We start from the raw sequence: 24,306 nt of genomic DNA on the forward strand, positions 1-24,306 counted from the left end.
ATGGCAGCCCGATTCGTTAGCGCAAAGTATGACGTGAAAACGTTCACGGTAGACTACGCCTCAAGTGATGGAACACATTTGCTGCGCACCGGTGGCACCGTCGCCTGGCGATTCAACAATCCTGGCAATCTGCGTCCCACCGACAACCTGAAGCCCATCATGGGTGCAATTGGCGTTGGAACTACGGAAGGCAACGGTTCGTTCCTGATTTTCGCCAGCTATGAAGAAGGCCGCGCGCAAAAGAAGGCCCTGCTACGGCGGAAATATAACAATCGTACAATTTATACGATGTTGGCCGGTGTTCCGGATAAAAAAGGCAAGCTGATTGAAGGCTATGCACCGGCGGAAGACAACAATGATCCGCAGGCATATGCGCAAGAGATTAGCGATCATACCGGCCTACCGACAACAACCAAATTGTCCGACATCTCCGATGCAAAGCTCGAGTCTGTACTTGATGCAATGGAGAACAAGGAAGGATTCCATGGCAGGAAAAAAACCAGGAAAGAAAAGCTCATTCCTACGACGACAGTAACAATTTCAGACGGAGCGTTGCCCAAACCGGACGTGCCCGCGCGCGTGCAGATTGGGGACAAGACTTACGAGCAAAAGACAGATAAACACGGTCAATTGCCACGGATAGCGCACACCGAACCAGGAGCAACAGTCAAAGTTCATGTCCCGAATAACAAGGGCGAATGGATTGAAGCGCTGGTATTTGCCATGAATCCGACGTCGGCCGCATTCGTCCTATTCCACGATCTTCTTGCCTACACAGGCACTAGCGCACCAAAAGTTGCACCGCGTCCCGAACCTGAAGCTAAGCGCACGCCGATCAGGCACGTCGTCGCCCGCAAGGAAACCTTGGGAAGGATTGCGGATAAATTCGAAACCACCATTGCGGAGATCCAGAAGGACAATCCCGAAATAAAGGATCCTGGAAAAATCTACGTGGGCCAGGTTATCGGCATTTATGGTCCGGTAAAGCCTATGCCATCTGCGCCGCAACCACCTGCTCGCCCCTCCGCTTCAAAAGAGAAGCCTGCGGCAACCGCGACTGAGACCACTCGCAGCAAAAAAGGCGAAGGCGCGCCGATTGCCGTGGTGCCAGTAAATCAAAAAGAAGCGCCATGGATGGTCTCCGCAATTGCCGAAGCCAAGACCTGGGCAGGAAAGAAAGAGAGCGTCATCACAAAGACATCGAACTACCATAAGAAGATCGGCGGGGCTGGGAACATGAACTCTACGCCTTGGTGCGCATCGTTCGTCAACTTTTGTCTTAAAGAGTCAAACACGCCATTTGAGGCCAGCCAATCGTCACAGTTCCCAACTTCATCGAAGAAGTTCGTCAAGATTACTAAACCTGTATATGGCGCGCTAATGGTAATGAGAAATTACGTCAAAGCCACGGGAAAGTTCGATGGTACGGGACACGTTACCTTTGTCTATGCAAAAGATAAGAACGAAAAAATCGCAGCGTTAGGAGGCAACCAAAACGACTCCATCAAACTTTCAGGCTATGCCACGAGCGGGGTTGCATCCGAATTTATGTTGCATGGCGTAAAAATGGAGCAGCGATTCCACGCTTTTTATATTCCGGCGACATACGTAGAATATGCCAAGAACCAGGAAGACCTGGCTATCGTCGACATCGACACCGCAAACAAGGCATTACTGAAGGTAGAAGTCGCTTCTGCCGCGAACGAAGGAACACACTAGAAATGAAATTAAGGCATCTATCAATCGCAGGCCTACTGACAGCCCTTCAGATGGCGGCACATGCCGGCTCACCTGGCGGCTTACAGCTTGTTGTTTTGGGTACCTCCGGTGCTGCGGACTATAGGGTGAAGGTAGAACAGTTTTTCTCTGCATACGAGACTGATCCCACTGGATTCGATTGCGACAATCGCCAGCTAAACATTGAGAGTACAGTTCAGAAACCACTGAAAGCGATCACGGCTGACGTAGCCTCGGTAGCTGCAACCGATACAAAAAAACGACGATCATTTTCCAAAACGATCTCGAAATATCGTGATCGAGACCACGACCGAGGATTTGATGGGGCACTTCTGTATGACGTCATAAATGGCAAGCTCGTGTTCTATGGCATCTCAGCCTGGGATAAGGAACCTATTCAAAAAGTCGAGTTGTCGGCAAGTGAGTCGGACGACAAGCGAAAGTTCAATCTCGCCATTTGCAGGGCGTTACATATGCCGGTGCTGCAAGCTCCATAATTGCAACCTTGGATTTGAAGGGCTATGGTACGTTCACCTAGAAGACTGGCGAGGATCTCATTTCTGTTGATGATCGACCGACATAACATGCCCATAAAATCAGTCTGTGTCTTTACAATCCTTTGTGCCCTCCAATCGTTAGCACTCGCTCAAACTTCCGCGGCATCAAGCTCCATTTCCAGCGCCGAAGAACCGCAGGATCGTGCTGTGAGAGAAGGCATGGCGAGAATTGAGCGCCTTCGACACAATGGCGCCGACGAAGAACGTTGGTCGAGTGTTTGGTTATACTCCGAATCAACAAATCCATCTGAGTTGTCAATGACAGTAATCAAAGTAGCTGGAACGCAGATGGCTTTGGATCCAAACAAGGGCGATATCACCTTCACTGGCAAACAGGCAACGCATCGATTTCATCTGACCTCTGTCAGAGGAGATCCGAAGTCGGCTTGTCCGGACTACACAGTACGGATAGTCGAAGCCTCCGCTACCTATGCATTGGTTCGCCATACATGCAATACCTTCGAGTACCGACGGAATAAATTCATGTCGTCAGTGGACTACTTCCTCTACGACTTGGAAACCGGCAGCATGCGATCGATTTGGGCTAACACCGTTACTGGAAAGGGAGCGCCGCTCCCGTATGCAGATCCAGCGCCCGTGCTCAAAGTGACACCTGATGGCTATAAATTTAACTGGAAACCGCGCCCCGAGAATAAAGGTGACCAATTTGAACGTCACATTAGCTCAACACCTGACACGTGCCGAACCATAACAACTCCTGACAAGAAATCGGACATGAATTCTATCTGCCAGTGCTGCAAACTCTCCATAATCGCTTCCGTCGTATTTGAAGGGCAATGCTACATTCATCTATAAAACTGTCGTGGACCTCACTCCTGTTGGTAATCAACAGTTGGGCTATCGCACAAGTGTCTTCGAGCAGGGCCGATCTGGCCCTCGCGTGGGATGCCCCTAAATCGAAGTCCAATTGCTCTAGCATTTCTTGTGCAAACACGCCTACCGGCGAACACCCTGGCCAGGTCGCGCAAAGAAAAGCCGATGAGCTTAACGCTACGATTCGAGCGAGCGATGATGACAGGAAGCGCTGGTCCCGCTTTGTGATTTATGCGGATTCGACGGCCTCAGAGGATCTTAAGCTCGAAATACATAAGAAAAGCGGTTTGACCATCGAGCTCTCCCCGAGCAAGGGAGACTTGAAGTTCAGCCGCCTTGGAATGGCTCAGACTTTTCATATCGCGGCCCCCAGAAAAAGTACAAACGATCCCTGTCCTGAATATGATCTAAAGGTCTTAGACGCATCTGCAGATCATGCGGTCATCAGGAAAACTTGTCCAATTTTCGAATACCGGCCGGGAAGGAAGTATCGAGGCTACGAATATTATTTGTACGATCAAAAAAGTGAAACGATGCAGCAAATTTGGGCTGCCTCCGCCCTAGAAAACGTACAGCAATTGTTGCTACCGAAACCCGAGCCAATCGTGACGAAGACTCCGGACGGATTTAGTTTCAAATGGAAGAGCGAATCTCCTGGATCAACTGACTCAGGAGCCATTTACAACAACTTGTACACCCGCACTCGATCAAAAAATGGTGAGGTATTACTTTCCTGCAGAGATCTTTCTACCCCGAAAGGGGAAGAAGCTGGCGGGACCTGTGAAGGCGGAGTGCTTCCACTGATTAAGTGAGCTGAGATCTCGGTGTGGCTCAATAATCCCCCCTGACTTACATGCATAAGATGGCCAGCCAAGCCCATGAACTTGAATAGAACTAACCTGGTCAGCCTCGTGCTGCTACTAACAACCACAACCCCATTTGCGTCAACTCTCACTGATGAGCAAATAACGGCAATCAGTTACACCTACCCAACTCCCTTTGGCGACCTGAAGTTTTACAACGAGAGTGGCCAGCTCGGCGTCATGTCTGCGCGCGTCGATCTGGATTCGAAACCATTTCTCACCCCAAGCCCAATTCCCGATGGTTGGGGCAACACGCTCCAGTTCTTTCCGTTGGACACGATAAAAGCGATTGACGCCTTCCCTAGAGCAGGCAAAAAAATCGGTCGTCGCCTAACGAAGCGTCTGATCCTAGCCGAAGCTCCAGATGGCAACTGCATTACGCAATTCGTCATTCTGGACTTTACTCTCGATAAGCCTTATATAAGCAAGCGCTTTGGGGAAAACCCTGACATGAAATTCTGTCTGATTTTTGAACGTGCAAAATGGGGCAAGAGTGAATCGCGCATTGTTCTGGGCAATGGTACTTTCATTTATAAAACCGGCGGAGATCTCACTCCGGTCAACGATGAATGACGCGAGGGTTTTGCGCTCCAGTAGAGATCTTTCAGCTTCAAATGTAGGAAGCTGGCGGACTTATGGAGGCGGGGCACTTCACCGATTTAATACAGGAACTCAAACGAAAATGCGTATCCTCACGATACTCGCCTTATGTGGGGCCTTTTCTGCACAAGCGGCCGATGTGAAAGACTTCGGCTGCACGGCCGATGGAAAGCTACAACGACCAGGTGCCTCCCTTTGCCTCCCCGCGAAGACCCTGACACTCGACTACCAGCCGAAAACGCGCGCGGTCAACATCGTGATCAACGGCCGCCCTCACACAGTCGAACGGATCGATAAGAACTATGGCCCAGAGCTGATCGGCATGGCAAAGTACATCCGCTTCCTTCCCATGGAATTGCAGCCATACCTGTCGCGCAATGTGGTTCTGTTTAACTCCGTTGTGCGCAGCAGCGGCGGCGAGGGGATGGGCCAGTGTGGCTCAGGAGCTGAAAAATATTTGAATGCTGTAAGCATCAGCGGCACCAAGGTCAAAGTGCTCGGCAAGGTACATGTCGGAAGCTGTTACGAGCCAATAGAACCCGATGGCGAGGCGGGGAACGAAACGGACTTCTCCGCATACTCGGTCCAGGACGGCAAGCTGGCAATCAAGTTCCTCTATTACCAAGGGTTAATGGACCCGATCGGCGTCCTGTCAAAAGATTTTCAGCGTCTCGAATTTCCCCAAACCGACTAATGAAGACCCAGCACCTTATGGCAGCGCTGCTGGCATACATCGCAGCGGGGCTCAGCCCTGCTGCCGCAAGAACCAACGCGAGCGAGACACTGATCATCTTTGATCACTCACGCTTGATTGCCACGACTTCCAGCAAAGGAATTCGCGGCTATTTCAATACGCAGCACCAGATCCTTCATTTATCCTGCAGCTTCCTGTTCAAGGAAACCAGTCGCCAAGCCGATTCCGCAATCGTCATTAACTCGTTCCCCATTGAGGGCGGAACCAAAGAGGATGACATCCCGGGCAGAGTTTGGGAAAAGAACGGGGAATGGATCATTCAGACCGACGAACCCCAAGCGGGTTGCGGTAGTGCTGCAGGTACTTTTGACAAAGGCCCGGACGATGACCATCCGACACGCTATACCATCGTAAAAAAGATGCCTGCCATCGGTATACGCGTTGTCTTGCGCGCAACAAGGCTTAACGACAAAAGTGGCAGCGCCTTTAAGGAACGAAAGGGTTTCCTCGTTGCCGGAGACGTAGTTGCGGCACTTGATGATGACGAAGTTTTTACACGCATACGGTACGTACATCCTGCAACCGGTAAAACCACAACTGCCTGGGTAAGCACGGGCAACTTAGGTAATCCGTTCACTCCTTCGGCCACAAAAAAATCTCAATGAAATCGAGTTCGCTAATGAAGAAAGCCATCCTGGCATCACTCGCCCTCCTCTTCTGCTGCACCGCGTCGGCGCAAGCGCCAGGATTTGGGATGGAGGGTGAATACAACCTCACATCGTCGACCACCGCGCCGGTGAGCAACTGGGGCTTCAGCAAGGCCCATATCTCCATCAGGAAGCTGGACGAGAAGCACGTGGTGATCCTGTTTGCCTGCGAATGGAAGCGCGAACCGAAGGCGGCGTGTGATGATTACTATTTCGCCGAATGGCGGGGTGGCAGCTTCTATCTGCAGGACATGAACACTGATTTCATCCGCATGTACTTCACCCCAGCATCGCGCACCTTAACGATGATCAGGCGCGGTGCAGACGAAAAGGCCAGTGTACGGCGCGACGTGTTCTTGCCGGCGGGCGGTGCGCCTGAGGATACAACTCTTGCGCGACGCCTGAAGCGTGCCGAGAAGAGCTACGTGCATCCGGAAAACGTGCGGGTCTTCGGCCCTTACGCCAAGTGGAAATACGAAAACAATCGAATCGAAATCCAGAATTGAAAACGATGAACCGAATTCCAGCTGCTGCCACTATTCTGCTGCTAGCGGGATGCTCTTTCGGAGATCCGAAGCCGCAATCGGAAGACATAGGCGCGTTACGGGCAATTATCAATATTCCCGCTGCGGCCAAATCGGCCCGCTGGGATATGTTTGAAACTCCCGAGCCGGACGGCTTAATCCCTGGACCAACTGACTTCCACACTTTAGTCGCAGAACTGGAGTTGGACCAGGACTGGTTCAGCTCCCTCAAAGAACCGACTGGGGACATTTTCATTGTTCCGGAAGCCGGCCGCCGCTGGCTCACCAAGGAATTCCGCGATCTCCTGCACAAGAACAAGACCTCGAGAGCCAATTTATCCAGCCAGGCCGACTGCCGCAAATACTCGACTACGGTCACGCGTTCTGGCCGACAGGTCGATGGATTCGTCTGTAAATCCGCTGATAAAATATTGATGTACCTGCCGCTAGATCCGCCCTCGGCTTCATGATGAAAAGCTCACCTCTTGCACTGCGCCTCACCATCGAGGTCAGAGCAAAATCATTGTCAGGAAAAGCTCCTCGTCCGACGAGAATGCAATCGTTAGCCTCTACCTGACTCCTAAGCCAAACGGAGTCGACTACAACGTGAAAAACTATTAGGCGCCTGCGCACCTTCCGCTGGCCCAGCCAAACCCAATATGTTCTCAAAATTAGCAATTGCCCTGGCCATCCTGAGCTGTCTCCATTCATCCGCTTCAGCCAGTGTCATCGTCTCCCCATCGGTCAAATACCGAGTGTCTCCTGTCAAGCAGATCAATGGTAAGAAGGTCTCGAAAGACATCCTGATTCAAAAAGTGCAGCTCGACGCAGCATCGGGTATCAGTAATAACGCCATTAAGGCCATCAACCTCGAACTAGCGCGGGCAGTAAAGGCATTCAAGCGCGATGCGGACGAATGTCATAGCTACGCCGAGGGGAACCCTTGGGGCTATGAATCAAGAATTGAAAAGATCATGCTGACAAAGAAGTACATCAGCTTTGTCTTTGCGCGCGAAACGGTTTGCGCAGGATCCCCAGATTTCGAAAAGGATCCATTAGTCTTCTCGACCAAGGACGGAAAGGTCGTCTCCGTGGCAGAGCTCTTCGAAAATACCTTTCCAGGACGGACGGTGCCGGAAGTTCGCGACTATAACAAGCGGCGCATTGGACTGAGCGCGGAAATGGCCAGAGCGCTCCTCCATGATAGCCAGGCCGCGCTGAAGGACGTCCCCGAGGAATGTGCGTTCTTCTTGAAGGGCGCCTCCTACATGGCTTGGATGGAAGACAAAGGCATGGCCCTTGTTCCTGAATTCATTCAAGCCGAGTCAATATGTCAAAAGGAATATGTAATCAACCTGGCGCTTGCCGCTACACCTGGCATCAAATACGACAAAAAGAGTCGAACCATTTCGCTGACCGTCGATGGCCAAACGGTAGTTCTCGAACGCCTGGCTGAAGACGAAGCCCCGGAGTTGGTCGGCATGGACGAATATATCCGCATCCTTCCGGATGAACTGCAGCCATACCGTGATCGCGGCATCCTCCTGCTAAACACGACGGCCAGCAGTCGTTGCGCTAACGGCCCAGGCCAGTGCGACAGGGATTACGAAATGTATTTGCACGCCGTCGATATCGATCACGGTCCGCCACGGCAAGTAAGCAAGGTTCCGCTCGTGAGTTGCCCCATGCGCGTCCAACCCGATGAATTGAATCGCGGCACTGGCGACTTCTCAGCCTTTGTGGTTGACGATCACGAGAAGCTGAACGTCTTTTCTTGCGGACGTTCGGCAACGCTTTCAGACGACTTGAGCAAACTCAAATTTGATGAATAATCGCTGGAGCCTTCGAATACCCATCGCATCGAGTTTGTAAACGCTACACCTTGATGTAAATTTTCCGTTTGTCCAACCAATACCCTACCAGCCAGCAGGCAAGCATGAACAGCAACGCGAAAGCCAGCGAAGCCGCTTCTGGGCTGCCGACCGGCTCCAGCGCCGCGGCAAGCGGTGCGTATGTGCCAGTCTTGTCCAGCGCCACCACGGCCACTTGCGACAGCATATAGATGAACAGTGTGTTCTTGCCGAACACTTCGAAGAAGTAAGCCCAGCGCCGCGCGCCGCGTACTTCGATAATCCACGCCAGCGCGGCCAGCACGAGCAACGCGGTCCCGGTGGAGAGCAGCACATAACTGCCCGTCCACAATTTTTTATTGATCGGCAGCAGCGAGGCCCAGCATAACGCCAGCACAGACAGTACGACACCGGCGGCAGCCAATACGCCGAGCGTGCGCACACTGGCACCGTTCGCGCGCAGGTAGCGGCCCGCGAAGTAACCGCCGATGACGTTCACTGTGGCCGGCAAGGTACCGAGCAAGCCTTCAGGATCGAAGGGAATACCCTCGCCTTTGTACAGATGGCTGGCGCCAAACACCCAAAGATCAAGGGCTCGCCCCGCGTTGCCTTCGAGACTGTAGTCGCCGAACAGCACCATGACCAGCCAATGGCCCAGGAGCGCGACAACACTGAACGCCACCGCGCCACGCGCGCCCAGGTAATGCAACACCAGCGCAGCGATGCCGAAACACAGGCCAACGCGCTGCAGCACGCCCGCCAGGCGCACTTCGCTTAAAGGTCCTCCCAGCCTGGGCAAAAGGCATAGCAGCAATCCGAGAGCAATGATGGTAAGGGTTCGCTTGGTGATTTTGGCCAGCACCGCACTGCCGCCCATGCCCTCATAGCGAGGCAAGGTGAACGCAAGCGCGTTCCCCACCACGAACAGGAAACTTGGAAACACCCAGTCCGTCGGCGTGAAGCCGTGCCACGGTGCATGCAGCAGCGGCGCATAGACATGGCTCCAACTGCCGGGCGTATTCACAATAATCATCAGCGCGACCGTTAAGCCGCGCAGGACGTCCAACGATTGGTAACGGGTCGCAGTCGTCATTGCGCTGCCTCGCGTGCAAGTGCGGCGGTTGGTGCCAGGATGCGCTTGTAAGCTCCCGCCGGCACGTTCGCCATCGAGCTGCAGTTTGCTTCCGCCCCCTTGGACGGTTTGCAGCACGGCTGGTCGCGGTCGAACGACCAATAGTGAATTCCCGCCATTCCCAACTTGCGTGCTTCGGTGACAGTGAAGTGCGCATCCTCCAGGGTGTACACGTTTTCCACCACGTCATTCACCCCGATCATTGGTGTCAGTTCTATTTGCGCGTAAGGTACTTTGTACTTGCGATGCACATTGTGCGCAGCCTGCACGGCAGATGCGCCCATGTTGCAGCGCCCGCGCCGCACAACGCACGCCTTGCGGCTTGCAGGTCCATAATCCATCACCATCAGGTTCAGCACATAATCCTGCACCCCATGCTTGCGCAGCGCGGCCAGCACCTGCTCGCCTGTCTCGTTAAGGCTGCGCTCACTTCCGTCGGACGCGGCATGGGTGGCGATAGTAAAACTGAAGCGCAAGTGCGGGTGCGCGCTCTGCGCCAGCACGATGCGGCCGATCAACGAATCGATCTGCGCAGCCGTCTGGCCATGCTCGATGTCGAAGTCAAAGCCGAGCAACTGCGGCGATGCATAGCGCGATACAAAAGCCTCCATGCCTTCATCGGTGGCGCAGGTGAAGATATTGCCCTGCCCTCCCGTGGAAACGATATAGCCAACGCCAGCTTGCACAAAGCGCGGCACGTTTTCAGCAGCTACTGCTGCGCCTTCGACCTCGCCCCAGCGCTCTTCGCCGCATTCACCGCGCGCGAAGGCCCAGGTCTGCACGCCCTGCGCCGGATCCCATGGCGACAGGTATTTATAAGGACTATGGACCACGGCCGGCGCCGCGGCGGCTGCAGTCGAAATGGCGGTGAGCGCCGCCAGCAATACATTACGCATTCAAACTCCGGATACAAAAAAGGCAGGGCCCCGGAGGAACCCTGCCATAACACTCTCACATCGGGATCATTTACATCTTGCCGCGCACGCCGAAGAACAACTGCTTGCCGTTCTTGTAGAACGCGCGTGGCTGGTCACGGGACGTCGCGTAGGACTTCAGGGTTGGATCGTTCAGGTCCTTGCCTTCCAGCGACAGCGTGATGTTTTCGGTCAGGTTGTAGTTGAACGCAGCGGACAAGGTGCCTACATCATCCTGGTAGATTGCGCTGTTGCGGTCCAGGCCATTCAGGAACGCCGAGCGGAAGCTGTAGTTGATGCGCGCGCTGAACTTGCTGGTCTCGTAGAACACGCCCAGGTTATAGGAGTTCTTCGAGGTACCGATCATGCTGCAGTCGCCCAGGTCCGCACAAGCCGACTTCGGCGCTGCTGCGGTTTCCTTGCCATCGGCGTAGGTGTAGTTTGCGTTCAAGCCGAAGCCGTTGCCCAGGTCCTGTACATACTGCAGTTCCACGCCACGCACGCGGGCCTTGGTATTGACCGCGGAGCTCATGTTGTAAGTAGTGATCTTGCCGACCGACTGGTTGAAGAAGTCAGCTTTCGAGGAACCGAAGGTCACATACGAACCCATGTTCATGTTGTAGATGTTCATGCCCAGCAGGGATTTCGGCATGAAGTACCATTCCAGGCCCACATCCACGTTGTTCGACATGATCGGACGCAGGTTCGGATTACCGCCGGAACCGGAGAAGGTCAGGTCGTTCAGGCTCAACGCACCCAGCGAACCGAAGTCAGGACGTGCCAGGGTGCGGCTTGCAGCACCACGCAGTTTCAGGTCCGGCGTCAGGTTGGTGTACAGGTTGATGCTAGGCAGGAAGTCGTTATAGGTGTTCGAGCTGTGGGTCGGATTCCAGACGTTGTTCGGCGAGCCGTTGTCCACGTCGATCTTGGTCTTCACGAAGCGCACGCCGACGTTACCGCCGAAGTTGCCGAACTCCAGGTCACCCATCACATACGCCGCGGTAGCTTTTTCCTTGATCAGGAATTCGCTCTGGTAGGCGTGATTGGCGAAGGTGACATACTGGTCGCCCCAGGCCTTCATCGACTCGGCGTCGAAGGTCCATGCCTTGTTCAGCAGGTTAGGCAGCGGGCTGTCCGGGAAGGTGGTCAAGCCGGTTGGGCGGTTGGCCAACTGAGAACCGGCAGGAGCCACGGTGCCGCCCAGCCAGGTCAGGGAGCGCTCGTGGTTCGCATTGCGCACGCCGAAATGCAGGGTCGGCACGCCGTTCCACTGGGTCTTGTACTGGCCGTCAATCTGGCCGTAGGTTTCCTTGTCCTTTGCGGTTACGTCGGAAGCCCAGCCGCCGAAGAAATCGGCGCCAGTGCGCGGGTTGAAGGTGCCAGCATTGTCCACGGTCACGGTGGCAGGAGACTCCAGGCCATGGGTGGTCAGGCTGCTGCCCGAGTAGGCAAGCCAGGCTTCGTAACCGTAGTCGCGGGCGTAGCCGGTACCGCGGGTGGTACCAATCTGGCCTTTGAACTTCAGATCCTGGGTAGGACGGTAGTTGAAGTCGAAGTTGAGGAACTTCGAATCGCTATACGAACCTGGGCGGGCAATGATGTCCTGCACCGATGGACCCATCTTCGAGCAGTCCGCCACTGGGCAGGTGCTTGGGAAGGTGATCGAGGTGATGGTGTCGCCAGTGACGGTCCACTTGGAAGGGATCACGCCGCCCACGCCGGACCAGTTATTGGTCAGCGGCTGGTAAGGCGCCAGCATGAAGTTGGCATTGATATTGTCCGCATCCAGGCGGGTGTAGAAACCGTTGATGTCGAAGTCGAACTCTTTGTTGACCTTGACCTGCAGGTCGATCATGCCACCCTTGCGTTCACGTTCCTGGTTGAACATGGCGGTACCGGTCAGCAGGGAGATGTATTTGCCTGCCACTTCAGGATTGGCGGCCACCCACTGCGGCGCATAGCCTGCGCTCAGTTTGTCCCACCACAGGAATTCCTGGCCGATACGGCGCAGGGTGCGCTTCTCGTCGAACACCTGGACCAGCACGCCCACGTTGTTCTGTTCATTCTTCCAGTTGCCCAGCGCGCTGAATTGCGGATCGGTCTTCTTGGAGCCTTCACTGTACACCCCGGTCACGGCGCCCATGATGGTAAATGGATCCTTGAAGCTCAATGGCTTGCGGGTTTCGATGTCGACGTTGCCCGATGCGCCGCCTTCGATCAGGTCGGCCTGCGAAGACTTGTGCACGGTTACGCGGCCGATCAGCTCCGACGGGAACATCGAATAGCTGACGGAACGGCCGCCGTTGGTGATGTTGGAGATATACCAGTCGCCGCTCGACACGGTGTGGCCATTCAGGGTGGTCAGCGCCAGGTTGGATGGCGTACCTTTCAGGCTGACGCGGTCATTCTCGCCGAAGCCGCCTTCCGAACCGCCGGCCGTGGCAACCGATACGCCTGGCACACGTTGCAGCGAGTCAGCCACGCTCTTGTCCGGCATCTTGCCCACGTCTTCAGCGGTAATGACTTCAACCAGCGAATCGGCATTGCGCTTCTGGTTGATCGATTGGGCCAGCGCGGCACGCACGCCGGTCACGATCACGACGTTCTGCTCGGCTGGAGCGGCAGCCTGCTGTGCTTGCGCCATGCCAGTGGTGGCGATCAGGATGGCGACTGCGGTCGCGATCGGTGTCATATTGCGGTTCATTTACTCCCCCTAAGTATGGGCTGTCTCAAAGCCCGGTCTATTGTTACCAGTTTCTAAAACCACGTTCAAACCAATTGGACGCCAATATACCCCGATTGAATACCAGATCACTACCAATTTTCATATTTTTTTCACATGTTGTACTGAAAAGACATACCACTTTTGCCAGAAAGACTGATTGTTAGCGCTATCCCATGGGGAGGCGGAGCGCGAGTGGCAGCATACCGCTGGTCTTAAGGTCTTTTTTGGTATTATCAGCCGCACCACAAACGGGAGACCAAATGGCATCGCTCGCGCAGATCATGGAAGACCTGGTGCAGACCAGTAGCCAGCCGCTTTACCAACTTCTGCAACGCGCCTTGCGTGAAGCGATCAACATGCATGTCTTTGGTCCCGACGAAGCCCTGCCCGCCGAACGCGTGCTGGCTGCCGACCTGAATATCTCCCGCATCACGGTGCGCAAGGCCATCGACGGACTGGTGGAAGAAGGCTTGCTGGTACGGCGTCCTGGCTCCGGCAACTTCATCAACACCCGGATTGAAAAGAACTTCGCCAAGCTGACCTCCTTCTCGGAAGACATGCGCTCACGCGGACGCACCCCGCGCAGCGTCTGGCTGAAGAAATCGGAAGGCACCGTGACGCCGGAAGAAGCCCTGCGCCTGCGGCTAAGCCCGGGCGCTCCGGTGTACCGGTATCACCGCATCCGCTTTGCGGACGAAGTGCCGATGTGCGTGGAATACGCGACAATCGTGGCCGATGCATTGCCGACGTTGGAGTCGGTGGATGTGTCGATGTATGAAGCGCTGGAAGCGGCTGGCCACCGGCCGGTGCGCGCGCTACAGCGCCTGTCCGCCCTGCTACTGACGGGCGAACAGGCCAAGCTGCTGCAGGCGAAGGAAGGCGATGCCGGCCTGGCCGTTGAACGTTTGGGCTTCCTGCGCGATGGCCGCGCAGTAGAGTTTTGCCGATCCATCTTCCGCGGCGACATGTACGACTTCGTCGCAGAACTCTCTACGCCTTGATATGACCAGCCTGACGCAAATGATCGATGCATTTTGCAGCGGACGTCCCGGCAAGGATGCCTATGAGTTGCTGCCAGCGTTCTTGCACAATCCACCCGGCGTGATCGAACAGTTCGTCGATGCCGTTATGGCCACGCAGCCTGATGGCGGAACATTCCTTGATGCGGCGCTGTCCCACATGCCCGAGGAAGCGTTTGACCGCCTGGCCACCAAATGGCTGCCCCATGCGGCAACCGAAGGACTGACAGGCGCCATCGAAGCGCTGGTGGCCTATGCCAGCCTGCAGCGTCCAGCTGCCTTAAGCCCTTATCTCGACAAACTGTCCGAGATGGATGCCAATGGCTCGAGCTACTACGCGTGCTGGCCATGGCGCGCCTCGCCGCAAGCGACCGTTGCCGAACTGCTGGAGCAGGCGCGTACAGGCGCGTCAACGGAAGAACGGTTGCAGGCATTCGAGCGCCTGCTGGAAACCAGGCAGCCCGCCGCGTTGCAGGCGTGCGCCTCGATTGCGGCAGATATTCCTGTGCCGCATTCCATCGGCCTGTATCTTCAGGAAGTCGGTTTTGATGAGAACCAGCGCCAGCTCTTTCCGGACGAGGTGGCGCATGTGATTTTCCCGGCAGCGTATCTTCCTGCTCCACACGCCAGTTGGAGCCTGCAGGGATTGCATCCAAGCTGGCACCTGCCCGCAACTTCCACTGGTCGCTTTGGCGGAGCGGGTACCGGCACCTGCGGCCTGTGCGGCGGCAAGCTGCACAACTTGCTGGAAATTCCCGAGAAACAGGCCAGCTTGTCGGATAGCGAACAAGTCGTTTCACTGCAGGCCTGCCTGTCCTGCCTGGGCTGGGAAAAACCCGTCCTGTATTACCGGCACGGCGGCCCCGGCGAGGTGCTTGCGCTGGACGAGGGAACATGCAGTCCGCAGTTTCCCGCGCAGGGTCTGCGCGAGTGCACCGCGGAGCTGGCCCCGACACCCGCGCGCTGGCGCTGGCAGGACTGGGCACTCTCCAATTCGCGCGAAAACCTGAACCGGCTTGGCGGTCATCCCACCTGGGTCCAGGGCGCAGATTATCCGGATTGCCCTTGCTGCAAGAAGAAAATGCGCTTCATGCTGCAGCTTGACTCGCAACTGCCCGACCAGGATAGCGAGGAATGGCTATGGGGCAGCGGCGGCGTTGCCTACGGCTTCAATTGCGCCACGTGCCGCACCACCGCCTACATTTGGCAATGCACCTGAACTGAACTTAGCGCTTGGCCTTCGAGGCATCGCTGGCGATCACCACGGACAACTTGGCGGGGTCGATGTGCTTGCGGAACGCGGCACTCACCTGCTCCGCAGTCAACGCCTTCAGCTTCGCCTCGTACTCCTTGCTCCACACGAAAGTGCGATTCAGGTAGCGGAAGTGCGACCAGGCGCCTGCCACTACGTCATCCTTCGAACGGTTCTGTACGCGCTGCTGCATCAGGCCCGACTTGGCTCCAGCCACTTCGGCTGCGGTAAAGCCGTTCTTCACAGCGCGCTCCAGTTCCTGGCGAATCGCCGCTTCCAGCTTGACCATATTCTGCGGGGCGGCAATCGCTTCAACAGTGAAGCCGCCCGCATCGTCCTGGTCGCCGGCATCGAGCGAGGAACCGCCGCCGTAGGACAAGCCTTCCTTCTGGCGAATCCGGTCCATCAGGCGAGATTTCAGGCCGCCGTTGCCGAATATGTAGTTCGCCACTTCCAGCGCCGGATAATCCGCATCGTCCGAGCGCAGCGGGATATTGATGCGCGCCGCGAACATGCCGTTCTCCTTGTCCGGCGCATCCAGCGTGATGCGGGTCGCCGCCTTCTCGACATGCTTGTCCAGGATCGGTGCGTAAGCGGCCTTGCTTTGCCAGCCGGCCAGTTCCTCGCCTACCACCTTGACCAGTTCCGCCTTGTCGAAGTCCCCCACCACCGACAACTCGCCGCGCGACGTGCCATAGAACTCGGCGTGATAAGCCTTCACGTCGCCCAGCTTCATCGTCTTGACTGCCTCGATCTGCTCATCGAGCGTCATTACGCTGCGCGGGTCGCCTTTCGGCCAATGGTCGAAGTATTCAGCCAGCGAGCGGCCGGCCATCGCCTGCGGGTCGTTGCGCGAAGCTTCAATGCCGACGATCCACTGCTGGCGCATCTGCTCGAATTCCGCTTCAGGGAAGGTGGCATCCTTCAGCACATGCGCCACCAGCCGCAATGCATCACCCAGGTGCTCGCGCGTCGTTTCAAAGTGATACAGGCTGCCGGACATCTTCAGCTTCGACATCGCATCGGCCAACTGGGCACGCGAGTATTTGCTGGTGCCCCGCGGCAGCATCTGGTCGGCCGCTGCCGACAGCATCTGCTTGCCGAACTGGTTCTTTTCATCGCCCCAGTGCAGGCGCATGTCGACTGCCACAGTCTCGCCGCGATTCTTCTTCGGCAGCAGCGCCAGTTTCAGGCCGCCAATCTCCTTGAGCTCCGTGCGCGCCATGATGTTGTCCTGGCTCGGGTCGAAGTTCTCGGACGTCAGCGCGCTGGCCTTGCCCTTGTAATCTTTCAGCAGTTCGGCCGCCGTCGGCGACGCCCCGATTTCCGCGCGCTGCGGTGTATCGTCCGGAACGAAGGTGCCAACAGTGCGGTTATCGCGCTTCATGTAGCGCCCTGCCGCTTCCGCAACCTGTTTGGAGGTGATCGCTGGAAGGCCGTCGCGGCCCTGGAACAGCAGGCGCCAATCGCCCAGCGCGATATGCTCGCTCAGTGCCACCCCCACCTGCTGCGGATTGTTCAGCGACTTTTCGATCGCGTTGCTGTACTCGCGGCGCGTGCGCTCCATTTCCTCCTCAGTCGGAGGGGCCTTGGCAAAGCCTTCCACCGCTGCAATCAGCTCATCGCGCACCGGTTCGATCGGCTGCCCCATCTTCACCACCGCACCGAACACTTGCAGGCTTGGCGCGAAGCCAGGCTGGCTCATGGCAAACACCTGCGCCGCCTTGCCGCTTTCTACCAGTTGCTTGTGCAAGCGGCCGTTTGGCGTGTCGCCCAGCACCTGCCCCATGAAGGCCAGCGGATCGGCATCGTTATGCAGGCCCGATGGAATCTTGTAGCCCACCAGCACGATCTGCACGTCGCCCTTGCGGTGCACCGTGTACTGGCGCTCGCCGTCCTGCGTCGGCTCCACGGTCCAGAACTGCGGCAGCTTGCGCTTCGGCTTTGGAATCGCGCCGAAGGTCTTGCTGATCCAGGCCAGCGTCTGCGAGGGATCGAACTTGCCCGCTACCAGCAGCACCGCATTGTCCGGCTGGTAGTAGGTGTGATAGAAGGCTTGCAGGTTCTCGATCTTGACGTTCTCGATATCGCTGCGGTTGCCGATGGTGGAACGGCCGTAGCTGTGCCAGTCGTAGGCAATGCTTTCCATGCGCTTGTACAGCACTTCGAACGGGCTGTTCTCGCCGCTCTCGTACTCGTTGCGCACCACGGTCATTTCCGAATCCAGGTCCTTCTTCGCGATGAAGGACCTGGTCATGCGCTCGGCTTCCATGTCCAGCGCCCACTTCAGGTTTTCCGGACTGGCCTGGAATACTTCGTAGTAGTTGGTGCGGTCCATCGACGTGGTGCCGTTGAATTCCATCCCGCGCTCGGAGAACTGCTGCGTGATGTTGCGATGGTTTGGCGCCCCCTTGAACATCAGGTGCTCCAGCAAGTGCGCCATGCCGGTCTCGCCGTAGTTCTCATGGCGCGAGCCGACCAGGTAGGTGACGTTGACGGTCACCGTCGGTTTCGACGCATCGGGGAACAGCAGGACTTTAAGCCCGTTGGGCAGGCGGTATTCGGTGATGCCTTCCACGGAGGGGCCCTTGGCAACGCCGGCGGGCAAGGTCTGGGCAAGGGCTGAAGAAGCGGTCAGCAGCAGCGCTGCGACATATCGGATTTGCATAGGGTTCTGCTCAAGTTGGCAAAACCCTATCCTACGACACTTAGGCCTTTTCGTCAGGAATCAGGCAGGCTTCCACCACCTGCAGCTTGTTATCCTTGGCGAATTCCTTGACGAAGTTATAAGCCATTGGCTGGATTTCGCGCAGCCCTTCGTTGACGACGACGGCCTTGATGCCGTTGACGACGGTCGGGGTGACATAGGGCGAGAACTGCAGGTGGGCATGGCGCCCGCCGGAGCCTTCCGGGCGAAAGCACGACAGTACACCGGCCAGTCGTTCCGCCCAGTCGCTTGGACGGAATTGTTTGCCGTCGGTCGTAAGCCCAAGAATGAAGAACTCGCTGGCCATATACCTGAAACCCAGTTGCTGTGAGGAACCCCAGTATTATATCTTATAGAAGACTTGAACGGGGTTCGGGGTTCAGGTCATTTTAGCCGAGCCAGGACGCTCCGGACAGCAACAGCAACAACATCATCCACAACAGCAGTGCGCGCCACACCAGGCCGACGGTGCTTTGCAGGGCCCGCACGCCCGGCTCGTCGCCCGGCAACTGGTCCACTTCCATGTCGCTGATGTCGACAGTCGCCGCATCGGAAGGGATGATCTTGGCTGCGTTTTCATTCGGCGTTCCCAGGCGCACGCCCATGGCGCCGCCACCGGCCGACAGGATGATGCCGATCGCTTCATCCTTCCAGCGATGCGCGAAATTGCGCCAGGCGTAGATCGCGTCTTCGAAATTGCCGACCACGGCGAAGGCCACGGCTGTCAGGCGCGCCGGAATCCAGTCGATCAGGTAGAAAGCCTTGGCGGCGAATTCGCCGAAAGCCTCCTGGCGCATATGCTCAGGCTCGTTCCAGGCACGCGCCAGGTATTCGGATACGCGATACAGGATGGCGCCGCAAGGACCCAGCGGCATCAGGAACCAGAAGAACACACCGAACACATTGCGATGGGTGGTGACCAGGGCCTTTTCCACGGCAATGCGGGAAATCTCGTTCACTTCCATGCCCACGGTGTCGATCTTGCACCACTCGGCCAGCAGTGCGCGGGCCTGGCTTTCGTCGCCGCCATTCAGGGCGAGCTGGATCGAAGTGAAGTAATGGCTGTAATGGCGGAAGCCCAGCGTCAGGTAGACGATCAGCACGTTCCAGGCAAAGTGCGCCACCATGAAGTTATAGTGCAGCAGCAGCCAGGATACCAATCCGGCCGGCAGCGTCAGCGCACCTACCAGCAGGAACCAGCCGATCCGGCCATGGCTCGCATGCCCGGCGTTGAACCACTGCTCCATGCGCACGGCCAGGCGCTTGAACTCCGCCCAGACCGGGTTGTCCGCGCGCAGGGGCTTCAGTTGCTCAAACAGTAGGGCTACGAGAATGTAAAGAAAAGTCATCTAAATCCTATGATTAGCTGTACCGCAATGTCCGCTACGATAGCTTATGCGCGCAAGAAATGAAACAGGTTGCGCAGCATGCCGGCGGTTGCGCCCCAGATAAAATAGTTCTGGTATGGCATTGCGTAAAAAGTGCGGCGCCCGTTCGGCAATTCAGCCGCCAGGCGCTGGTGGTTGGCGCCGTCCATCAGGAACTGGAATGGCACCTCGAAGATTTCCGCTACCTCGAACGGATCGGCCTTCATGTCGAACGGCGGCGTCACCAGGCCCACCACCGGCGTCACGGCATAGCCGGTGCCGGTGTAATACAAGGGCAGCGTGCCGATCACGTCGATATGGCGGCGATCCAGGCCGATCTCCTCCTCCGTCTCGCGCAAGGCAGTATCGATCGCGTCGGCATCGCTTGCTTCGGCACGGCCACCGGGGAAGGCCACCTGCCCTGCGTGATCGTTCAGGTGCGCGGTGCGCATCGTCAGCAGCAGGTAGATGCCGTCTTCGCGCAGCACCAGCGGCACCAGCACGGAAGCCGGCGTCGGCTCGCCACGATGCAGGCCAAGCGGCGGTTCGGATGGTTCGGGCGCCCATTCCGGCGGCTCGGCAAAGCGCCGGCGCAGCCAGTCCGGCGCGAGATGTTCCAGCAGCACGGCCGCTTCGCCGGCAATCGCTTCAATCGGTAATTGGGTCGGGTCGAAAGGTGTTTTGGCCATAGTCGGCATTGTACCAAGCTGAAAAAAAAGGACGCCCGAAGGCGTCCTTTCCGAATCCGATACCGGGGTATGGATTACTCGGCAGCTGCAACCTTGCGGTTTGGCAGCTTTTCCTTGATACGTGCGGATTTGCCCGAACGCTCGCGCAGGTAGTACAGCTTGGCGCGGCGAACGTCACCACGACGCTTCACTTCGATCGAAGCGATCAGTGGGGAGTACAGCTGGAAAGTACGCTCAACGCCTTCGCCGGACGAGATCTTACGAACGATGAAGTTCGAGTTCAGGCCACGGTTACGACGAGCGATCACAACGCCTTCGTAAGCCTGGGCGCGCTTGCGGGTGCCTTCGACTACGTTTACGTTGACGATCACGGTGTCGCCAGGTGCGAACTCAGGGATGTTCTTGCCCAGGCGAGCGATTTCTTCTTGTTCCAGTTGCTGGATCAGGTTCATTTTAAACTCCTATTACCATCTTGCCGGCGCCAAAAAGATGCCCGGTAGAGGATGGGGTTGAAACACGGCAGGCAACATGCCTGCCACGGTACTACAACGGGTTTTTATAAACCCGCCAAAAACTTTTCGTCCTTCTTCGAGAGCAGGCCGGCCTCGCGGGCCTTCACCAGCAGGTCGGGACGCTTGCGCGCCGTCGCTTCCAGCATGCGCTCACGGCGCCACTTCTCGATCTCGGCGTGGTTGCCGCCCAACAGAACGGGTGGCACGGCCTCGCCTTCGTAAATCTCTGGCCGCGTGTAGTGCGGCGAATCCAGCAAGCCGTTGACGAAACTGTCTTCGACTGCGGAAGCATCGGTATTCAGCACACCGGGCAACTGGCGCACCACGGCATCCATCAGGGCCATGGCAGGCAGCTCGCCGCCGGACAGCACGAAATCGCCGAGGCTGATTTCTTCATCGACGCAACGGTCCAGCAAACGCTGGTCCACCGCTTCGTAACGGCCGCACAGGATCACGAGGCCGGACTCCTGCTTCAGCTGCATCACGCGCTCGTGCGTGAGCTGTTTGCCTTGCGGCGACATGTACACCACGCGCGGCGCCGGCAAGCCGGAAACCACCTGGCGCTGTTTAGCGGCCGCGATGGTCTGCTCCAGCGGCTTGGCCAGCATCACCATCCCCGGGCCGCCGCCATAAGGGCGATCATCCACGGTACGGTGGTTGTCGGTGGTGAAATCGCGCGGATTCCACAACGACAGGCCCCAGCGCTTCTGCTCGAACGCGCGGCGGGTGACGCCGGACTGCGTCAAGGCAGCGAACATCTCAGGGAACAGGGAAATGACGTCGAATTGCATTGTGCGGTTCCGGATTAGTAATCCAGGCCCCAGTCCACGATGATCTGCTTCGCGTCCTTGTCCACCTTGATAACAAACTGGCTAACAAACGGGATCAGGCGCTCCTGCGCCTTGCCATCAGCCTGGTACTCGACGCGCAGGATGGATTGTGGTCCATTGCTCATCATGTCCGCGACTGTTCCAAGGCTTTCGCCCTGTTGATTCTGAACTGCCAGGCCGAGCAAGTCGCCCCAGTAGTATTCGTCTTCTTCCAGCTGCGGGAAATCGGCGCGCGACACGAACACCGATGCGCCCTTCAGCGCCTCTGCTTCGTTACGGTCCGTCATCCCGACGATGGTGGTGACGACGTCGCCACCATGCAGCTTAGCCCGCTTGACTTCTACGTCACGCAGGCTTGGCTTGTCGAGCCACCAGGTGGTGGCGTGCAGCAGCGCATCTGCTTCGGAGTTGAAGGGTCGGACACGGACCCCGCCAGTGATGCCGTAGGCACCGAAAACAAAGCCGACCTGAACCAGGTCAGCCGGGGCTTGCGCCCCAGATGCGGTCTTGCTGCTCAAAACTTGTAGCTACTATTAAGCAGCCTTCTGGCCAGCAACCAGCTTGGCAACAGCTGGGGACAGCTGAGCGCCAACGCCTTGCCAGTAAGCCAGACGGTCAGCAGCAACGCGGAAGGTTTCTGCTTGGCCGGTAGCCATTGGGTTGAAGAAGCCGATACGTTCTACGAAACGGCCGTCACGACGATTGCGGGAATCGGTTGCAACGATGTTGTAGAAAGGACGCTTCTTGGCGCCACCACGAGCTAAACGAATAACGACCATAATAATTCCAAAAAAGTGTGCTGAGTCGGAAAAAGCCGCAAATTATAGCGCGCTTTAACTCCAACCGGCAAGATTAATCAAATTGGTGGGGAATTGGACAATCCAGGATTATCCCCTGAACTGGCCTCGGCGGCAACAGCTTTGTTGTGCGATACTGCCGGCTTTCCGGACTTTTCGGCTGCAATCATGTCTGTTTTACACAAGAACAAAACTTTCGCCGCCCTGCTCGCCGCCGTCGCCGGCGGCATCGGCCTGCACCGCTTCTACCTGCGTGGCCTGGCCGACAAATGGGGCTGGCTGCATGCCGCCAGCCTGCTGGGTGTCGCCGCCGTGTTTGCGCTGTGGCCGAAAGCCGATCCCTATTTCCTGTTGCTGCCGCTGATCCTGTCGATCCTGGTCGGCGTGCTCGAAGCCCTGGTGCTGGGCCTGATGCCCGACGAAAAGTGGGACGCTGCCTTTAACCCAGGCTCAGGCAGGCAATCGGATTCGCGCTGGCCGCTGGCAATCGTACTGGTGGCGGCACTGATGTTCGGCGCCTTCGGCCTGATCGCAGCCATCGCCCGCCTGAACGACCTGCTGTTCACCGGCGGCATCTACGGCTGATCGAAGACGAATCGTTTGGCGGAAATGAAATTGAATGTCATGCCCGCCAGCGAACCTGCCGCCACCCCGGCTGCAGGCGCCCACCGCGCTTCCGGCAAAAACTGCAGCAACAGCGTATAAGTCCCGAAGTTGATCGCGCCTCCGCCTGCCATCACCGTCAGGTAACGCCACCACTCCTGCCATGCCGATTCGGTCGCATCGAAAGTGAAGCGCCGGTTCAGGCGCCAGGTGACCCACACGGCGAAGAGAAAAGACAGCAGGCGCCCGAAGTAATACCCGGAGCCCAGCGCCATTGCCAGGTAGAGTGCCCCCATGTCGGCCGCCAGGCCGGCCACGCCGGTGATAGCAAAGCGCAGGAATTGGCGCGAAGTCTTAGCTGCCATGGGCCGGGAAGGCCAGGTAAGCGAAGCGCTTCTGCTCGATACGGGCCTTGGTCACCGCATCGAGGATGATGCCGCAAGCCAGCAAAACCACGCCAAACAGCATGATGGCGGAGCACAGTACCGCCGTTGGCTGGCGCGGCACCAGGCCCGTGCTCATCCAGACGCTCACCAGCGGTACCGCCAAGCCGACGGAGAGCAGGAAGCAGGCCAGGAAGCCCAAGCCGAAAAAGCTCAATGGACGCTCCGACTTGAACAGGCGCAGGATGGTCATCAGGATGCGCCAGCCGTCGCGATAGGTATTCAGTTTGCTGAACGAGCCTTCCGGACGCGCCTTATACACGGTTTCGACTTCAGCCACCGGCATGCGCAATTCCAGCGCGTGCACAGTCAACTCGGTTTCGATCTCGAACCCGGTGGAATGGGCTGCAAACGACTTTACGTAGCGGCGCGAGAACACGCGGTAGCCCGACAGGATATCGGTAAAAGTACGGCCAAACAGCATCGACACGCAACCGGTCAACAGGTTGTTGCCGAAGCGGTGGCCGAGGCGGTATGCAGCCCGCTCTTCGGTGACGCGATTGCCGACCACCATGTCCAGGCCTTCGCCAAACAGCTTGGCCACCAGTTGCGGCGCGACGGAAGCATCATAGGTATCGTCGCCGTCCACCATGATGTAGGCGTCGGCCTCGATGTCGGCAAACATGCGGCGCACCACGCTGCCCTTGCCCTGGTGCGGCACCAGGCGCACGCTGGCGCCCGCGGCACGCGCAATTTCAGCGGTGCCATCGGTGGAATTGTTATCAAAGACGTACACAGTTGCCTGCGGCAAGCTGGCACGGAAATCGCGCACGATGGCCTCGATAGTAAGCGCCTCGTTATAGCAAGGCACGAGCACCGCAATGCGCGCAGAAGACAGGTCGGTCATGAGAAAAATGCAAACAGCAACTATGGCAATCCGCAATTATATAGTCTTTCTTCTACATAACTATCAGCAACGTCTTGTCACAAATTTGCATTCCATTCGGCAA

Annotated in this window: 26 protein-coding genes; 13 read left to right on the top strand and 13 right to left on the bottom strand. The window is 57.2% G+C overall.

Features of this window, described 5'->3' with window-relative positions; translation table 11 throughout:
• From ASD58_RS12750 to ASD58_RS12785, 10 genes are all read left to right on the top strand, one after another.
• Entirely contained in the window at positions 1–1,719 is a 1,719-nt protein-coding gene (locus tag ASD58_RS12750; RefSeq protein WP_057261549.1) for a TIGR02594 family protein, read from the top strand.
• A 2-nt stretch (positions 1,720–1,721) separates the two neighbouring features.
• Positions 1,722–2,234, top strand: a complete 513-nt coding sequence (locus ASD58_RS12755; RefSeq protein ID WP_057261550.1) for a hypothetical protein — start codon at positions 1,722–1,724, stop codon at positions 2,232–2,234.
• A 318-nt stretch (positions 2,235–2,552) separates the two neighbouring features.
• On the top strand, positions 2,553–3,110 hold the full coding sequence (locus ASD58_RS31205) for a hypothetical protein (RefSeq protein ID WP_156401262.1): 558 nt from the start codon (positions 2,553–2,555) through the stop codon (positions 3,108–3,110).
• Positions 3,092–3,940, top strand: coding sequence for a hypothetical protein (locus ASD58_RS31210; protein WP_156401263.1), 849 nt, complete (start codon positions 3,092–3,094; stop codon positions 3,938–3,940). Before ASD58_RS31205 ends, ASD58_RS31210 begins: the two co-directional genes overlap by 19 nt.
• Before the next feature lie 66 nt (positions 3,941–4,006).
• The gene (locus ASD58_RS12760) at positions 4,007–4,564 is read left to right on the top strand and encodes a hypothetical protein (RefSeq protein WP_057261551.1); all 558 of its coding nucleotides are present in this window, start codon (positions 4,007–4,009) and stop codon (positions 4,562–4,564) included.
• 109 nt (positions 4,565–4,673) lie between these two features.
• Positions 4,674–5,285, top strand: a complete 612-nt coding sequence (locus tag ASD58_RS12765) for a hypothetical protein (protein ID WP_057261552.1) — start codon at positions 4,674–4,676, stop codon at positions 5,283–5,285.
• A 17-nt stretch (positions 5,286–5,302) separates the two neighbouring features.
• A complete protein-coding gene (locus ASD58_RS12770) occupies positions 5,303–5,950 on the top strand; it encodes a hypothetical protein (RefSeq protein ID WP_156401264.1) in 648 nt (215 codons plus the stop codon).
• A gap of 14 nt (positions 5,951–5,964) precedes the next feature.
• The gene (locus tag ASD58_RS12775) at positions 5,965–6,498 is read left to right on the top strand and encodes a hypothetical protein (protein WP_082565385.1); all 534 of its coding nucleotides are present in this window, start codon (positions 5,965–5,967) and stop codon (positions 6,496–6,498) included.
• 5 nt (positions 6,499–6,503) lie between these two features.
• The gene (locus ASD58_RS12780) at positions 6,504–6,986 is read left to right on the top strand and encodes a hypothetical protein (protein WP_057261555.1); all 483 of its coding nucleotides are present in this window, start codon (positions 6,504–6,506) and stop codon (positions 6,984–6,986) included.
• Positions 6,987–7,175: 189 nt separating this feature from the next.
• Positions 7,176–8,348: a hypothetical protein gene (locus ASD58_RS12785; RefSeq protein WP_057261556.1), complete on the top strand. Its 1,173-nt coding sequence runs from the start codon at positions 7,176–7,178 to the stop codon at positions 8,346–8,348.
• 43 nt (positions 8,349–8,391) lie between these two features.
• Here ASD58_RS12785 and ASD58_RS12790 read toward each other — a convergent pair whose 3' ends face one another.
• The 3 genes from ASD58_RS12790 to ASD58_RS12800 form a co-directional block, all read right to left on the bottom strand.
• Entirely contained in the window at positions 8,392–9,459 is a 1,068-nt protein-coding gene (locus ASD58_RS12790; protein ID WP_057261557.1) for an acyltransferase family protein, read from the bottom strand.
• On the bottom strand, positions 9,456–10,394 hold the full coding sequence (locus ASD58_RS12795; protein WP_057261558.1) for a hypothetical protein: 939 nt from the start codon (positions 10,392–10,394) through the stop codon (positions 9,456–9,458). The genes ASD58_RS12790 and ASD58_RS12795 overlap by 4 nt, the downstream gene beginning before the upstream one ends.
• Before the next feature lie 70 nt (positions 10,395–10,464).
• Positions 10,465–13,116 carry a TonB-dependent receptor gene (locus ASD58_RS12800; RefSeq protein WP_057261559.1) on the bottom strand — a complete coding sequence of 884 codons (2,652 nt, stop codon included), beginning with the start codon at positions 13,114–13,116 and terminating at the stop codon, positions 10,465–10,467.
• Positions 13,117–13,397: 281 nt separating this feature from the next.
• Here ASD58_RS12800 and ASD58_RS12805 point away from each other — a divergent pair, with 281 nt between their 5' ends.
• Together ASD58_RS12805 and ASD58_RS12810 are read left to right on the top strand one after the other, a co-directional pair.
• A complete protein-coding gene (locus ASD58_RS12805) occupies positions 13,398–14,138 on the top strand; it encodes a GntR family transcriptional regulator (RefSeq protein WP_057261560.1) in 741 nt (246 codons plus the stop codon).
• Between the two features lie 19 nt (positions 14,139–14,157).
• Positions 14,158–15,375, top strand: a complete 1,218-nt coding sequence (locus tag ASD58_RS12810) for a hypothetical protein (protein WP_156401265.1) — start codon at positions 14,158–14,160, stop codon at positions 15,373–15,375.
• A 7-nt stretch (positions 15,376–15,382) separates the two neighbouring features.
• On the opposite strand, the gene ASD58_RS12815 is transcribed toward ASD58_RS12810, so the two are convergent.
• From ASD58_RS12815 to rpsP, 8 genes are all read right to left on the bottom strand, one after another.
• On the bottom strand, positions 15,383–18,076 hold the full coding sequence (locus ASD58_RS12815) for a pitrilysin family protein (protein WP_057261562.1): 2,694 nt from the start codon (positions 18,074–18,076) through the stop codon (positions 15,383–15,385).
• 40 nt (positions 18,077–18,116) lie between these two features.
• Complete coding sequence (locus ASD58_RS12820; protein ID WP_057261563.1) at positions 18,117–18,422, bottom strand: DUF3579 domain-containing protein; 306 nt, start codon at positions 18,420–18,422, stop codon at positions 18,117–18,119.
• An 82-nt stretch (positions 18,423–18,504) separates the two neighbouring features.
• Complete coding sequence (locus ASD58_RS12825; protein WP_057261564.1) at positions 18,505–19,464, bottom strand: CobD/CbiB family protein; 960 nt, start codon at positions 19,462–19,464, stop codon at positions 18,505–18,507.
• 44 nt (positions 19,465–19,508) lie between these two features.
• The gene (locus tag ASD58_RS12830) at positions 19,509–20,171 is read right to left on the bottom strand and encodes a CoA pyrophosphatase (protein WP_057261565.1); all 663 of its coding nucleotides are present in this window, start codon (positions 20,169–20,171) and stop codon (positions 19,509–19,511) included.
• A gap of 74 nt (positions 20,172–20,245) precedes the next feature.
• Positions 20,246–20,623, bottom strand: coding sequence for a 50S ribosomal protein L19 (rplS, locus tag ASD58_RS12835; RefSeq protein ID WP_057261566.1), 378 nt, complete (start codon positions 20,621–20,623; stop codon positions 20,246–20,248).
• 104 nt (positions 20,624–20,727) lie between these two features.
• Positions 20,728–21,474 (bottom strand): tRNA (guanosine(37)-N1)-methyltransferase TrmD, encoded by a 747-nt coding sequence (gene trmD / locus ASD58_RS12840; protein WP_057261567.1) that lies wholly within the window; start codon positions 21,472–21,474, stop codon positions 20,728–20,730.
• Between the two features lie 14 nt (positions 21,475–21,488).
• Positions 21,489–22,031: a ribosome maturation factor RimM gene (gene rimM, locus ASD58_RS12845; RefSeq protein WP_057261568.1), complete on the bottom strand. Its 543-nt coding sequence runs from the start codon at positions 22,029–22,031 to the stop codon at positions 21,489–21,491.
• Positions 22,032–22,046: 15 nt separating this feature from the next.
• Positions 22,047–22,292: a 30S ribosomal protein S16 gene (gene rpsP / locus ASD58_RS12850; RefSeq protein WP_057261569.1), complete on the bottom strand. Its 246-nt coding sequence runs from the start codon at positions 22,290–22,292 to the stop codon at positions 22,047–22,049.
• A gap of 186 nt (positions 22,293–22,478) precedes the next feature.
• Between rpsP and ASD58_RS12855 the strand changes: the two genes are divergently transcribed.
• Positions 22,479–22,895: a hypothetical protein gene (locus ASD58_RS12855; protein ID WP_057262076.1), complete on the top strand. Its 417-nt coding sequence runs from the start codon at positions 22,479–22,481 to the stop codon at positions 22,893–22,895.
• Here ASD58_RS12855 and ASD58_RS12860 read toward each other — a convergent pair.
• Both ASD58_RS12860 and ASD58_RS12865 read right to left on the bottom strand, forming a co-directional pair.
• Complete coding sequence (locus ASD58_RS12860) at positions 22,886–23,278, bottom strand: GtrA family protein (protein WP_057261570.1); 393 nt, start codon at positions 23,276–23,278, stop codon at positions 22,886–22,888. The genes ASD58_RS12855 and ASD58_RS12860 overlap by 10 nt on opposite strands.
• On the bottom strand, positions 23,268–24,203 hold the full coding sequence (locus tag ASD58_RS12865; protein ID WP_057261571.1) for a glycosyltransferase: 936 nt from the start codon (positions 24,201–24,203) through the stop codon (positions 23,268–23,270). Before ASD58_RS12865 ends, ASD58_RS12860 begins: the two co-directional genes overlap by 11 nt.
• Positions 24,204–24,306: the final 103 nt, after the last annotated feature.

Origin of the sequence: Duganella sp. Root1480D1 (assembly GCF_001427305.1) — a bacterium.
GTDB lineage: Bacteria > Pseudomonadota > Gammaproteobacteria > Burkholderiales > Burkholderiaceae_D > Rugamonas.

Excerpts from the sequence above, each read along its gene's own strand:
- ASD58_RS12750 (WP_057261549.1), top strand. The coding sequence starts at position 1 with ATGGCAGCCCGATTCGTTAGCGCAAAGTATGACGTGAAAACGTTCACG.
- ASD58_RS12755 (WP_057261550.1), top strand. The coding sequence starts at position 1,722 with ATGAAATTAAGGCATCTATCAATCGCAGGCCTACTGACAGCCCTTCAG.
- ASD58_RS31205 (WP_156401262.1), top strand. The coding sequence starts at position 2,553 with ATGACAGTAATCAAAGTAGCTGGAACGCAGATGGCTTTGGATCCAAAC.
- ASD58_RS31210 (WP_156401263.1), top strand. The coding sequence starts at position 3,092 with ATGCTACATTCATCTATAAAACTGTCGTGGACCTCACTCCTGTTGGTA.
- ASD58_RS12760 (WP_057261551.1), top strand. The coding sequence starts at position 4,007 with ATGAACTTGAATAGAACTAACCTGGTCAGCCTCGTGCTGCTACTAACA.
- ASD58_RS12765 (WP_057261552.1), top strand. The coding sequence starts at position 4,674 with ATGCGTATCCTCACGATACTCGCCTTATGTGGGGCCTTTTCTGCACAA.
- ASD58_RS12770 (WP_156401264.1), top strand. The coding sequence starts at position 5,303 with ATGGCAGCGCTGCTGGCATACATCGCAGCGGGGCTCAGCCCTGCTGCC.
- ASD58_RS12775 (WP_082565385.1), top strand. The coding sequence starts at position 5,965 with ATGAAGAAAGCCATCCTGGCATCACTCGCCCTCCTCTTCTGCTGCACC.
- ASD58_RS12780 (WP_057261555.1), top strand. The coding sequence starts at position 6,504 with ATGAACCGAATTCCAGCTGCTGCCACTATTCTGCTGCTAGCGGGATGC.
- ASD58_RS12785 (WP_057261556.1), top strand. The coding sequence starts at position 7,176 with ATGTTCTCAAAATTAGCAATTGCCCTGGCCATCCTGAGCTGTCTCCAT.
- ASD58_RS12790 (WP_057261557.1), bottom strand. The coding sequence starts at position 9,459 with ATGACGACTGCGACCCGTTACCAATCGTTGGACGTCCTGCGCGGCTTA.
- ASD58_RS12795 (WP_057261558.1), bottom strand. The coding sequence starts at position 10,394 with ATGCGTAATGTATTGCTGGCGGCGCTCACCGCCATTTCGACTGCAGCC.
- ASD58_RS12800 (WP_057261559.1), bottom strand. The coding sequence starts at position 13,116 with ATGAACCGCAATATGACACCGATCGCGACCGCAGTCGCCATCCTGATC.
- ASD58_RS12805 (WP_057261560.1), top strand. The coding sequence starts at position 13,398 with ATGGCATCGCTCGCGCAGATCATGGAAGACCTGGTGCAGACCAGTAGC.
- ASD58_RS12810 (WP_156401265.1), top strand. The coding sequence starts at position 14,158 with ATGATCGATGCATTTTGCAGCGGACGTCCCGGCAAGGATGCCTATGAG.
- ASD58_RS12815 (WP_057261562.1), bottom strand. The coding sequence starts at position 18,076 with ATGCAAATCCGATATGTCGCAGCGCTGCTGCTGACCGCTTCTTCAGCC.
- ASD58_RS12820 (WP_057261563.1), bottom strand. The coding sequence starts at position 18,422 with ATGGCCAGCGAGTTCTTCATTCTTGGGCTTACGACCGACGGCAAACAA.
- ASD58_RS12825 (WP_057261564.1), bottom strand. The coding sequence starts at position 19,464 with ATGACTTTTCTTTACATTCTCGTAGCCCTACTGTTTGAGCAACTGAAG.
- ASD58_RS12830 (WP_057261565.1), bottom strand. The coding sequence starts at position 20,171 with ATGGCCAAAACACCTTTCGACCCGACCCAATTACCGATTGAAGCGATT.
- rplS (WP_057261566.1), bottom strand. The coding sequence starts at position 20,623 with ATGAACCTGATCCAGCAACTGGAACAAGAAGAAATCGCTCGCCTGGGC.
- trmD (WP_057261567.1), bottom strand. The coding sequence starts at position 21,474 with ATGCAATTCGACGTCATTTCCCTGTTCCCTGAGATGTTCGCTGCCTTG.
- rpsP (WP_057261569.1), bottom strand. The coding sequence starts at position 22,292 with ATGGTCGTTATTCGTTTAGCTCGTGGTGGCGCCAAGAAGCGTCCTTTC.
- ASD58_RS12855 (WP_057262076.1), top strand. The coding sequence starts at position 22,479 with ATGTCTGTTTTACACAAGAACAAAACTTTCGCCGCCCTGCTCGCCGCC.
- ASD58_RS12860 (WP_057261570.1), bottom strand. The coding sequence starts at position 23,278 with ATGGCAGCTAAGACTTCGCGCCAATTCCTGCGCTTTGCTATCACCGGC.
- ASD58_RS12865 (WP_057261571.1), bottom strand. The coding sequence starts at position 24,203 with ATGACCGACCTGTCTTCTGCGCGCATTGCGGTGCTCGTGCCTTGCTAT.